Below are 12249 nucleotides of genomic sequence, written 5' to 3'. Positions count from 1 at the left end.
GATTATGAAGAAGTATGCATACATTGGATGTCTGGGATTTATAGCTGTTATTACAACAGAATTTGGAGTTATCGGAATTCTTCCGCAAATTGCAGAACATTATCAGATGAGTATAGACAAAGCAGGGTATCTGTTAAGCGCTTTTGCATTAATTATTGCTCTTACAGGACCTTTTATGACCCTACTTACCTCAGGTTTTGACCGTAAAAAAATAATGCTCACGGCCATTTTTATGTTTCTGGTGACAGGATTTGTGTCTTCTTTTTCACCACCTTTCTGGCTGCTGATGTTGGTAAGAATTTTACCTGCCTTTCTTCAGCCTGTATATATTGCGACTGCATTATCTGTGGCCGTTTCTCAGGCGGATGATCGTAAAAAGAATGAACTCATGGGGATTGTTTTTAATGGAGTAGCCATTGCCATGGTCACTACAGTTCCTTTTGCAACATGGATTGCCGGCCTGTGGTCCTGGGAATATTCATTCATGATACAAACTATAGTCAGTTTGATTGCTCTGGTTGTCATTTATTTCCTTCTTCCTCCGATGCCTGTGACGGAGAAAAAATCTTATGGAAATCAGGTCCGGATATTGAAACAGCCTCCATTCGTTCTGAGTACGTTGACTAATTTTTTCATGATTACAGCCTGGTTTTCTACCTATAGTTATTTTGCGGATTACCTGAACAAAGCCAAAGGAATGGATACGTCAATGGTAAGCTATATGCTCCTGTTATTCGGAATTATAGGAGTGGCAGCCAATGGAGTAGCCGGAAAAATGCTCAATAAAAATGTGGCAGCTACAACGGCTATTTTTCTTTCCGGAACTATTTTAGTACCTGTTCTTTTATATTTTTCTGATGGGAATCTCTTAGCAACAATTGCGGTCATTGGAATCTGGGGATTTTTGTATTCACCAAGCTTTTTGAATGCATCCACCTATATGATTTCTTCCGCACCGGATTCACTGGAGTTTGCCAACAGTCTTGCCACATCATTCGGAAATTTAGGGGTGACGCTGGGAACCACCATTGGAGGATGGGTTATCGTGACAAAAGGAGTAGAGTATATTCCCTGGATAGGCGTGATCTTCGGGCTTCTAGCTTTTCTGATGATGGTCTTAAAAGGGATCGTTGAAAAGCGCAGCCAGGTAGTTTCCACGTGTCAGAATTAAACTGTAATAATATTTGTTACATTAAATAAAATACAGTATCTTTGTATTATTAATTTGAAACTTGTTTAAATTTTTATTTTTGAAACATTAAGATTATATTAAGATGTTGAGAATATTAAGATAGGCTTCGCTTTAAGCTTAAAAATCAGAATGATTCATCTTAACTATGCTTTATTTCTTACATTCTCCTTAATGGTTTTAATAAGTTTAAATAGTTTCTTGATTTAAAATTAAATACAATGAAAATAGAAATCTGGTCGGATGTAATGTGTCCGTTTTGCTATATTGGAAAGAATAATTTTGAGCAGGCTTTAAGTAAACTTCCTTTTAAAGATGAAGTAGAAGTAGAGTGGAAGAGTTTTCAGTTGGATCCTACTTTAGATCCGAAGGAAACGCAGGACACCATTCAGTATTTTAGAGAAAAAAAGGGGGTTGCAGAAGCTCAGGCTACGCAAATGCTTGGTCAGGTAAGGCAAATGGGTAAAGGTGCAGGAATTGATTTTAATTTTGGAAAAACATTGATCACCAATACTTTCAGCGCTCATAAATTGCTTCATTTAGCCAAAAAGCATAATAAAGCTAATGAAATGGAAGAGGCATTATTTATCGCTCATTTTATCGACGGTAAAAACGTAGGCGATAGAGATGTTTTAGTGGGTCTTGCTGAACACTTAGGAATTGATAAAGACGAGGCAATCCAGGCGGTTACAACAGATCAGCTGGATTATGAAGTGAATCAGGATATTCAGGAAGCAAGAAATAATGGGGTTTCCGGAGTTCCGTTCTTTGTTCTGAACGGTAAATATGCTGTTTCCGGAGCTCAGCCGGTAGAAGTATTTGAAAATGCACTTCAGCAGACTTATAAAGAAACTGTGAGTCCGTTTAAAGATCTCTCAGGAGGCAGCGGAGCTTCCTGTGATGCAGATGGATGCAGTATTTAAGATATCAGAACCCCAAAATAGTTTTATTTTGGGGTTTTTATTTTAAAAGATTAGAAGAAAACTCTCGTATCTTTGTAATACAGTCACAACAACTGCATAAATCTAATTCCTCAATGATAAAAATTAACAACGAAACCCATTATTCAATTGATGACACCCTTTTTGTTTTTGCCTTAGATTCCGAAGCAGGAACTGTTTTTGATGATAAAAACAAATTAATTACAGGTATTGGAAAGGTGAATGCAGCGATAGAATTAACCAAAGAAATTCATACAAGAAAACCTAAACTGATCGTGAATTTAGGTTCTGCAGGAAGTAAAGGATTTCACAAAGGAGAAGTGGTATGCTGTACAAAATTCATCCAAAGAGATATGGATGTAAGAGGATTAGGATTTAAATTATATGAAACCCCTCTATCCGGAGTTCCGCCCGTATTGGAATATGGCCTTAAAATGGAAACTTTGCAGGAAGGAATCTGCGGAAGTGGCGACAGTTTTGAAATGAACCATTCTGAAACGGATTATAATATTGTAGACATGGAAGCCTATCCACTGGCACTGATTGCCCAACAGGAAAATATCCCGTTTCTATGCCTGAAATATATTTCTGATGATGCAGGAAGTGATGCTGCAGACGATTGGAGTGTACAGGTACACCTGGCTTCTGAAGCATTTAAGAAAATTCTTTTCTCATAACAATTACTCTTACAATCATGAGTTCAATTATTATAAACAAAGCAACTGCTGAAGACTTAGACGTTCTACAAAGCCTAGGAATTCAGACATTTTCAGAAACATTTGCTGAAGATAACACAGAAGAGGCTATGAAAATATATCTTGATAAGAGCTTCAACACAGAAAAGATAAAATCAGAGCTGAATAATCCTGATTCTCTTTTCTATATTGCCTGGGAAGAAGACAATCCGGTAGGCTATCTGAAAGTGAATACAGGAAACGCACAGACAGAACTTCAGGATGAGACCAGCCTTGAAATTGAACGAATTTATGTCAAGAAAAGCCATCATGGGAGAAAAGTAGGACAACTCCTTTATGATCAGGCTTTAGATACCGCCAGACAGCTTGATAAATCATACTTATGGCTGGGTGTCTGGGAAGAAAACCTGAGGGCTTTACAATTTTACAGAAAAAACGGATTTGTTGAGTTTGATAAACACATTTTCAGACTTGGGGAAGAAGAGCAGACCGATCTGATGATGAAGAAAATGTTGGTTTAATTTTTTTTTGCCCACAGATAGCACAGATTTTCACAGATGATCATGGTTTTATCTAAGAAAAAAACTGGTTGCTCAATTTTTCTTGTTGAAAATTTTGTGATTCAAAAATCAAGGTGATTATATTTAGACTAAAAATTTTCAAATGAACCACTCAGAATTTGTAAAACATATCAATCAGTATTATCTTTTATCTGAAGAAACAATTCAAGATTTACTGGATATCTGTACGGAAGAGTACTATCACAAAAATGATCTTCTGCTGGAATCCGGCTCCATGGCAAGGTATTATTATTTTATCAAATCAGGATTGATAGGGTATTATACAGTAGATGAACAAGGAAATAATATTTATAAAATCTTCTTTGAAGAAAACAGTTTTGTAGCATCTACAGCCGCCATTATTAAAAATGTACCTAGCGATTTCAATATTATTGCACTGGAAGACTGTGCAGTTATCCAATATCCTGCAAAACAGTATAGAGAATTGTTGGAAAAGCATCATGATCTGGCTCTTTTCCATATGTATTATCTGGAAAAAAACTGGGTAGTGAAAAAAGAACCTCTGGAAGTATCTCTGAAATATGAAACTGCAAAAAAACGGTATTTACAGTTACTTGAAAATCAATCTTTGTACAACAGATTAAAGCAACATCATATCGCTTCTTTCCTTGGAATTACTCCTACACAGCTAAGCCGGATCAAAAAGGAAATAAACTGATATTCCTAATTCTGAGTGGAATAAATTACCCTGAGTTCGGTTTAAGAAAATTCAGTTTTCTGGACTGAAGCTGTCTGATCTTTATATTGATTTTTTAACCACAAAAGACACAAAAGTTTTAAATACTGAAGTTTTTTTTATGCTAAGCTTTATGTATAATCAGTACACCTAAGTTTTGTGAAAATCTTTGATTTTCATCTTATGTGAACTTTTATACTGTATCATTTTAAACTTACTTAAGTGAACTAAAATGTTTTAAAATAATAGCTTTGGTGACTTTTGTGGTTGGTAAAGTTTAGATAACTTTTTTATAAAGATTAATAATCCTCTTGGAATTTTATTCTTGAACTTCAATAACTTCGCTCTCCAGCTTTCTGACTTCATTAAAATGAAATTCGAAATCTGAGTAAAATAAACTAATAAAATCTTCAACATATGTTGAGGTTTTTTTTCTTTTTATGCTGCAATTTTGCTTCATCATACAGTCATTGGTACATTATATGTTTTATCATAAAAACCTGTGATTATTATTCATTAAACATTTTTAAACATGAAGAAACTTATCAAAATTGTAGTTGTGCTGGCTGCATTTGCCCCATTATCAGCACAAAAAATTATTCATCAGGAAATTTTCAGTCCGAAAATGAATAAAAAAATCAAAACAGTTATTATTACCCCAAACCTTCAGCCTAATACAACCTATCCGTCTGTGTATATTCTTCATGGTTTCAGTGGTAATCCGGACAGAATCATGAAACAGGATATTCCTGATCTTGTTAAAAAAGCACAGGAACTTAAAACAATCTATGTGCTTCCGGATGGAAATTACAGTTCATGGTATGTAGACAGTCCGATCGTTAAAGATTCACAATATCAAACCTTTATTGGAAAAGAACTGGTAGAATTTATCGATAAAAATTATCCTGTGAAAGCTGATAAAAAATTCCGTGGCATTATGGGATGGAGTATGGGTGGCTATGGAGCAACCAATATCGGGGTTACTTATAATAAAACGTTTGGTATTGTAGGAAGTTCATGTGGTGCGTTGGATTTCAACTCATTTGGAGAAGGATATCAAAAATATATGGTAAATAAAGTTCTGGGACCACTGGAATCCATTAATCCTAATTTTCTTACCGACAGTAAAGTGAAGCTGATGGCTGGAGCCGGACAGCAATATATCTTCGATTGTGGTACGGAAGATACTCAAATGATCACGATGAACAGGAATTTTCATAAAAAACTGACAGAAATGAAAATCCAGCATCTCTATACAGAATCGTTGGGTGGGCATGTTCCCGAATACTGGAGCAGATCACTGTCTGAACAATTGTCTTTATTTGATAGATTTTTTAAACAATAAACCTGTTTTTTAAGTTTTGGCTAAAGCCGTTGGAATTTATATTTAATTATTAAAACGGGCTAAAGCCCGTTCCCATTGAATTTCGATTAGTTTTTATATTAATAGAAGCGGGCTAAAGCCCGTTTGTTTTTATTGTTGATGCAATACTGGCTTTAGCTTTACCCCATTGATCCGTGTCAAGGTTTTGAACCTTGACACGGATTAATCAAATGAAAATCAAATAAAAAATCCTTTTTAAGCACTGCTTAAAAAGGATTTACGATTGATTGATGTTCAAAATGCTAACTAACCAGCATATTAAAATTGTTGAAAGTTTTTACCCAAATGCTCTTCTATTACAAAGAACGGATCTTCTGTAAGCGTGTGTGCTCTCATATCGATAAGACTTACTTTACTCATCATACGAAGCATAATTCTTCTCTCACAAGGCTGTTCAATACCGTCAATTTTTCTCACTCCTGCACGGAAAGCTGATCTTCCGTGAGCACATAAATGATTATTAACCAGAATGACATCTCCCGCCTGAGGTGTAAACCCTGAATAAATCAAATGTCTGGCTTCTTCCCAGAACTCATGCAGCGTACTTTGAGCTTCCTCAGATTGTCTTATACTCGAATTGAAAAGCTGCTCAGCAGCATCAAACCTCATAAAAGGAAGGCTTAAATTCCCATACAATACAGAATCTAATGTTTCTTCCTCAGTATCTCCTGTTTCCAGATTCGCATCTTTTGGGATTTTATAAATACGCTCAAAAAGAGGTCTGTAGTTTTCACCGATAGACTCATGAGAACGGATGGAGTAAAGAGTAGAAGGAACCTGTTCTTCATTTCTTACATACATAAAGCTTAAATAATCTGCCTGATGTTTCAGGAAGGCATCTTCGGTATGTACATACAAATCTGTTGAAGATCCTGATCCTGTCTGCGTTTCTTTCATTTTCTCATCCGGAATGATGGCATGAATCAATCCGCCTCCTTTACGCTGTGAATAATATTGTACAGGTTTTGATGGCAGCGCTCCATGAATAAGTGCACATGCAAAACCATATAAATTAAATTTTGAATAATCTGCAGCCTGCCAATTGGAAGGGGTTGAACCTATATTCTCCTGATCTATATCCATTAATCCGGTAAAGATCAGTGCACCATACTGATTTTTTGAAAAGTCACTTGCAAAATCAGCTGCTATATTTAAAATTCTCTCCGGTAAAAAATAAGACGCCAGCTGATGTACATGCTTAATAAAATCACGGTTTTCATAAGTGTCATACTTTTTCTGAAGATGTAGTGCAGCATCTTTTATCATTCTTCTCTCCTGTGAGGTGACCTCTATGACCGTAGGAAGCAGTTTTACCGCTGTAGAACAGTCTTTATCTAAAATTTCTGTAGAATTCATTAAAAAAAAATTTGGTGTTAACTAATAATTTTTATATTTGTTTTTAATTATTCTAAATAACAATAACCGAGTCAAATTTATGAATAATTACTCAACCACCAAACAAAATCTTAAAAAAATGTAAAAAATAAAAACCTGACTATCAGATATATATAATCGTATATCAAAAAAACCACAACAACTCACAGATTTAAAAAATCACATTACAAAACTTTTATGAACAACAATTTAATTTCCCTAGAAGAGCTCGCAAGCACAACTTCACCTCACATTTCGGGGAATTTCGGGAATATTTTCCATCCAGACAATTATGATCATTATCGTAATGCAGTCAATAGTACTTTAGACCTGGTTCAGGAATTTCTTTACAGAAACAACAAACCTTTCAGTGGTATAGAAGCCAAAACAATGAAAGGGATGGTACAACAGATCGATCTTAATCAAAAACTTTCCAATTACAATGAACTTCTTGCGGAAGTAGATGAAATTTATGTAAAACACGCTACAGCTTTTCACCTTCCACAATATGTTGCACACCTTAACTGCCCGGTAGTTATTCCGGCATTGGCAGGAGAAATCCTTGTTAGTGCTATCAATTCTTCACAGGATACTTATGATCAGAGTGCCGGTGGAACTTTTATGGAAAGAAAACTGATCGACTGGACAGCGGGTCAGATCGGATATAATACCAATGAAAGCGATGGCGTTTTCACAGCAGGCGGCTCACAGAGCAATTTAATGGGATTGGTTATGATGCGTGACTGTTTTTCCCAGAAAAGATACAACCACAATATTAAAATGGATGGCCTGCCGGCAGAGGCAAGCCGCTTCAGAATATTTGTTTCAGATAAATCTCACTTCAGCAATTTAAAAAATGCTTCCATTATGGGATTGGGTGAGAAAAGCATTGTTAAAGTTCCTACCGATGACAGATTCCGTATGGACATTTCTCTTTTGAAAAAATACATTAAAAGAGAAGAACAATTAGGAAATATTCCAATTGGAATCGTGGCTACCGCAGGAACAACAGACTTTGGAAATATCGATCCATTAGAAGATATCGCAAATATTGCAGAGCATTATAACATCTGGATGCACGTGGATGCAGCTTATGGTTGTGCTTTATTATTAAGTGATAAATACCGTAACCTGATTAATGGTATTGAAAGAGCAGACTCTGTAACGATTGATTACCACAAATCATTCTTCCAACCCATCAGTAGCAGTGCCTTTATTGTTAAAAATAAAAAAGAACTGCTGATTCTTAAACATCACGCCGATTATCTGAATCCGAAAGAAATGGATGAAGAAGAAATTCCAGCACAGATCAATAAATCTATTACGCAGAGTACCCGAAGATTTGATGCTTTAAAACTTTGGTTTACCATAAGAATGATGGGTAGAGAGCAGCTGGCAGAATATACAGATACCGTTATTGATCTTACCAAGGATGCAGCCGCAATGATTACTGAAGATGCAGATTTTGAACTTCTTTCAGATTCGGATTTAAGTGTTCTTGTTTTCAGATATGTAAATCCGGAAATCAGTGATCTGAACGCCCTGAATCAATACATCAAGATGAAACTTTTCTACAGCGGAGAAATCCTTGTAGCAAGTACAAAAGTGGATGGTAACTTCTATCTGAAGTTTACATTCCTGAATCCGATTACGACGACTGAAGACATTCATCAAATTCTCACCACAATCAAAAAACATGGAAAAGACTTTAATCCAGAAAAATAAAACGGGAGCCCGGGAAATTACCTTCAGAATTCTTCTTAACGGAATGCTGAGAGAACTGGGAAACGGAAAATTCTATCAGGGAGTTCCGAAATATGATCTTCTTACAGCAAAAGCTCTTCAGAACAGCAATTATCCGCTGTATATGATGTTTGAAATGAAGAAAAGCGGACTATTTTTATTTGCTCCGGTTTCTTATCGTTCTGAGACCCTTTTTCATGAATACGAACCTGTTTTATGGGCTGTAGACCACAAAAATCAAGAGGTTTTTGAAGTTAATGATGAAAAACTGACTGAACTGGTTTACAAAGAGTTTTCTGAGACGACTAACGAAAGTGGATTCAGGCAATTTGTGGAAAGAATTCAGAGCAGCTTAAGAAATCTTGAATTAACAACAGAAGCATGCCTTCAGGACGATCAGCTTTTAACATATTCTTTTCTTGAATCTGAACAAATGCTTCCTGCAGGACACAATCTGCATCCTTTCACCAAATCAAGAATGGGCTTCTCTGAAGAAGAACAGTTTTTATATGGCCCTGAATTCGGTAAAGGATTTCAGCTGGATTATTTTCTGATTCACAAAGACTGCATCACGGAAAAATCTCTTCCAGGGATTTCAGCAAAAGAAATCTTTGAAAAATGGACTTCCTTACCGGAAAGCTACGATTTTGAAAACACAAATGATTTTTATATCGTTCCATGCCATCCATGGGAAGCAAAGTATCTTCTATCAACCGAAGAATACCCTGAAATGCTTGGATCCGGGAAAATTATTCATATCGGACCACTGGGTGAAGATTTTTATGCAACATCTTCTATCAGAACGGTATACAATCCGGACTTTAGCTGGATGTTGAAATTCTCTCTGCATGTTTTAATGACCGGTTCTGTGAGAACAAACAGTTTAAAAGATCTCAACAGAGGGTATGCTTCTGCAATCTGGTGGCAGCATCAAAAAGCTTCATTTGAACAAGATTTCCCGAATTTTAAATTATTGCTGGAACCTTCCACAGTAAGTGTTCATTACGAAGGAAAGAATATGGACAGTCTGAATATACTGCTCCGTGAAAATCCTTTTTCAAATGAAGATAAAGTTATTTTACTGGCAAGGCTTTGTCAGGATGAATCTACAGATGGATTCAATTTTACGACTCATTTCTTTAAGAATGTGGCGAATCAGCTGGGTGTAGATGTTGAAAAAGCAGCTATTATCTGGTTTGAAAAGTATGTGAATCTTTTGCTTTCACCTTTAAACAGATTGTACAATCAATTAGGTATGGCTCCGGAAGTTCATCAGCAAAACCTTCTTGTTCAGCTTGACAATCAGCTTTTACCGCAGTCTATTTACGTAAGAGACGGACAGGGATATCTTATAAAAGACAGTTTCAAAGGAAAATATGAATCTCTGATCAAAGATTATCCTGAAGTGGAAGATCTTTTCATTAGAGATGAGCGTCTTCTGGATATTGTTTCCCACCATCTTTTGGTAAGTAACCTGAGCGCACTGATTGCTTCAATAGGCAAAACGGGACTGGTTAAAGAAAGAAGATTAATCAATATTCTGTATAGAGAATTTGAACAGCTTCATGAATCTGAACCATCATCTTTAACAGATTACGTACTGAATCAAAGATATTGGGCGGTAAAATCTAACTTACAATCGGCGGTAGCTGATGTAGACGGAAGCGTGAATGCAGCATCTATTGCTTATGCGAAAGTTCCGAATCTTCTTCACAAACATTTCTTCTCAGATCAACTGATTCACCCACAAGGAAAAGAAGTTTTCTTCAAAAGATACTTCCAGAAAGAGGATGTAACCATGAGTATGCGTCCTATAGATCTTGAAAATGACCTTGAAATGCTTCATGAATGGTTCAACCGCGAGCATGCTGTAAAAATCTGGCAGATGAACTGGCCGATTGACGAACTGGAAACGTATTACAGACTGATGCTTCCAAGTGATGAAGCCCACAGCTATATTATTGCAGGGAATGATGAACCTTCCTGTAATATAGAGGTGTATTGGGCGTGCAGAGATATCGTAGGAGATTACTATGATGTATTGCCTACAGATTACGGAACGCACCAGTTTATAGCACCTACAGATCCTAAAAAGAAATTTGTATCTCCATCTACACAATCTATGGTTGACTATGTTTTTGCACAGCCACAGGTAGGAAAAATGGTAGGAGAAGGATCTGTAGACTCTCTTGCTTCGATGATGAATAAAGCCCATGTAGGCTTCAAAGTAGACAAAGTAATTGAAATGCCTCATAAAAAAGCCAATCTGAACTTCTGTTACAGAGAATGGTACTGGGAAAAATTCCCGCAAAATAAAGAGGTACAAATCACCACAAACATCACAAAAAATGACTAACGAAGCCGTATACAATGTAATAGGCATAGGTATTGGCCCTTTTAATCTGGGACTTGCCGCATTATCTAATCCGATTTCGGAACTGAAGACCCTTTTCCTGGACCAGAGAGATGGTTTCGACTGGCATCCGGGATTGATGATTGACCATGTAACCCTGCAGACTCCATTTTTGTGTGACTGTGTATCCATGGCTGATCCAACCAATCCTTTGAGCCTTTTGAATTATTTAAAGGAAACCGGAAGACTGTATAAGTTTTTTATCAGAGAAGATTTTTTCATTCCGAGAAAAGAATACAACCGTTACTGCCAATGGGTGATTGAACAGCTTCCTCAGTGTCGCTTTTCAACACAGGTAGTTGATATTATTTATGAAGATGGATTATATCATGTAACGACAGTTCACACCAAAACCAAAGAAACTACAGTTTTCAAAACAGAAAGACTGATTTTAGGAACAGGAACACAGCCTCATATTCCTTCTTTCATTCCGAAAGATGATTCCCGTGTTATTCATACCAGTTCTTATCTATATAGAAAAGAGGAATTGCTGTCTCAAGGAAAGAAAATTGCCATTATCGGTTCGGGACAAAGTTCTGCAGAAGTATTTTATGACCTTCTTCAAAATAGAAATGAAGAAACACAACTGGGCTGGTATTCCCGTCCGGACAGATTTTTCCCTATGGAATATTCTAAACTGACACTGGAACTTACTTCTCCGGATTATGTTGAATATTTCTACAACAGAAGTGAATCTGCAAGGAAAACCATTTTAAGCAAGCAGCAAGCTCAGTTTAAAGGGATCAATTACGATCTGATCAATGATATCTATGATTTTATTTATGATCTGAATATCGACAATGCTGATCCTAATCTTAAAATTATTCCTAACAGTCAGCTGAATAGAGTAGACAACAGCAATCCGGATTTCATCAATCTCGAATTCACCCAGCTGGAACAGGAAGTACCCTATGATCAGGAAGCCGATTATCTGATTCTGGGAACTGGATATCGTTATCATGAGCCTGCATTCTTAAAGAATATTCAATCCAGAATCAAGAGAGATTCAAGCGGATTGTTTGATGTCAACAGGAATTATTCAATAGATCATAACGAAGGCGAGATCTATGTTCTCCACGCTGAAGTACATACCCACAGCTATATTTCTACCGATCTGGGAATGGCGGCTTACCGTAATTCCTACATTATCAATGATATTCTGGGAAGAGAGCATTATAAAATTGAAAAGAAAATTGCTTTCCAAGACTTTGATGTGGAAAAATACGCTGATTTACCAACTGCCAAAATTTAAT

General features: G+C 36.4%; 10 protein-coding genes. 9 read left to right on the top strand and 1 reads right to left on the bottom strand.

Translation table 11 applies throughout. From position 1 onward, the window contains the following. The first annotated feature begins 4 nt into the window (after positions 1 to 4). From JOE44_RS04050 to JOE44_RS04025, 6 genes are all read left to right on the top strand, one after another. Positions 5 to 1171 (top strand): MFS transporter, encoded by a 1167-nt coding sequence (locus tag JOE44_RS04050; RefSeq protein WP_209784447.1) that lies wholly within the window; start codon positions 5 to 7, stop codon positions 1169 to 1171. A gap of 239 nt (positions 1172 to 1410) precedes the next feature. After that, positions 1411 to 2112, top strand: coding sequence for a DsbA family oxidoreductase (locus JOE44_RS04045; protein ID WP_209784446.1), 702 nt, complete (start codon positions 1411 to 1413; stop codon positions 2110 to 2112). Between the two features lie 113 nt (positions 2113 to 2225). Continuing rightward, positions 2226 to 2807: a nucleosidase gene (locus JOE44_RS04040; RefSeq protein WP_105682345.1), complete on the top strand. Its 582-nt coding sequence runs from the start codon at positions 2226 to 2228 to the stop codon at positions 2805 to 2807. 17 nt (positions 2808 to 2824) lie between these two features. Next, positions 2825 to 3346: a GNAT family N-acetyltransferase gene (locus JOE44_RS04035; RefSeq protein WP_209784445.1), complete on the top strand. Its 522-nt coding sequence runs from the start codon at positions 2825 to 2827 to the stop codon at positions 3344 to 3346. A 142-nt stretch (positions 3347 to 3488) separates the two neighbouring features. After that, positions 3489 to 4064, top strand: a complete 576-nt coding sequence (locus tag JOE44_RS04030; protein ID WP_209784444.1) for a Crp/Fnr family transcriptional regulator — start codon at positions 3489 to 3491, stop codon at positions 4062 to 4064. 550 nt (positions 4065 to 4614) lie between these two features. Then, positions 4615 to 5427 carry an alpha/beta hydrolase-fold protein gene (locus JOE44_RS04025; protein WP_209784443.1) on the top strand — a complete coding sequence of 271 codons (813 nt, stop codon included), beginning with the start codon at positions 4615 to 4617 and terminating at the stop codon, positions 5425 to 5427. Positions 5428 to 5724: 297 nt separating this feature from the next. On the opposite strand, the gene JOE44_RS04020 is transcribed toward JOE44_RS04025, so the two are convergent. After that, positions 5725 to 6822, bottom strand: coding sequence for a TauD/TfdA family dioxygenase (locus JOE44_RS04020; RefSeq protein ID WP_209784442.1), 1098 nt, complete (start codon positions 6820 to 6822; stop codon positions 5725 to 5727). A 216-nt stretch (positions 6823 to 7038) separates the two neighbouring features. On the opposite strand from JOE44_RS04020, the gene JOE44_RS04015 reads away from it, so the two are divergent. Genes JOE44_RS04015 through JOE44_RS04005 form a run of 3 tightly spaced genes read left to right on the top strand, consistent with a single transcriptional unit; the run spans position 7039 to position 12248 of the window. Further along, positions 7039 to 8565 (top strand): aspartate aminotransferase family protein, encoded by a 1527-nt coding sequence (locus JOE44_RS04015; protein WP_209784441.1) that lies wholly within the window; start codon positions 7039 to 7041, stop codon positions 8563 to 8565. Next, positions 8537 to 10939, top strand: a complete 2403-nt coding sequence (locus tag JOE44_RS04010; RefSeq protein WP_209784440.1) for a GNAT family N-acetyltransferase — start codon at positions 8537 to 8539, stop codon at positions 10937 to 10939. Before JOE44_RS04015 ends, JOE44_RS04010 begins: the two co-directional genes overlap by 29 nt. Continuing rightward, positions 10932 to 12248 carry a SidA/IucD/PvdA family monooxygenase gene (locus JOE44_RS04005; RefSeq protein ID WP_209784439.1) on the top strand — a complete coding sequence of 439 codons (1317 nt, stop codon included), beginning with the start codon at positions 10932 to 10934 and terminating at the stop codon, positions 12246 to 12248. Before JOE44_RS04010 ends, JOE44_RS04005 begins: the two co-directional genes overlap by 8 nt. Position 12249 lies beyond the last annotated feature (1 nt).

The sequence above is a fragment of the Chryseobacterium sp. PvR013 genome, assembly GCF_017833095.1.
GTDB lineage: Bacteria > Bacteroidota > Bacteroidia > Flavobacteriales > Weeksellaceae > Chryseobacterium > Chryseobacterium culicis_A.
This window is presented reverse-complemented; position numbering and strand designations above follow the sequence as displayed.

Bases quoted from the DNA above. Each gene is read 5' to 3' on its own strand.
- JOE44_RS04025 (WP_209784443.1), top strand. From the start codon at position 4,615: ATGAAGAAACTTATCAAAATTGTAGTTGTGCTGGCTGCATTTGCCCCA.
- JOE44_RS04010 (WP_209784440.1), top strand. From the start codon at position 8,537: ATGGAAAAGACTTTAATCCAGAAAAATAAAACGGGAGCCCGGGAAATT.
- JOE44_RS04045 (WP_209784446.1), top strand. From the start codon at position 1,411: ATGAAAATAGAAATCTGGTCGGATGTAATGTGTCCGTTTTGCTATATT.
- JOE44_RS04050 (WP_209784447.1), top strand. From the start codon at position 5: ATGAAGAAGTATGCATACATTGGATGTCTGGGATTTATAGCTGTTATT.
- JOE44_RS04035 (WP_209784445.1), top strand. From the start codon at position 2,825: ATGAGTTCAATTATTATAAACAAAGCAACTGCTGAAGACTTAGACGTT.
- JOE44_RS04020 (WP_209784442.1), bottom strand. From the start codon at position 6,822: ATGAATTCTACAGAAATTTTAGATAAAGACTGTTCTACAGCGGTAAAA.
- JOE44_RS04040 (WP_105682345.1), top strand. From the start codon at position 2,226: ATGATAAAAATTAACAACGAAACCCATTATTCAATTGATGACACCCTT.
- JOE44_RS04030 (WP_209784444.1), top strand. From the start codon at position 3,489: ATGAACCACTCAGAATTTGTAAAACATATCAATCAGTATTATCTTTTA.
- JOE44_RS04005 (WP_209784439.1), top strand. From the start codon at position 10,932: ATGACTAACGAAGCCGTATACAATGTAATAGGCATAGGTATTGGCCCT.
- JOE44_RS04015 (WP_209784441.1), top strand. From the start codon at position 7,039: ATGAACAACAATTTAATTTCCCTAGAAGAGCTCGCAAGCACAACTTCA.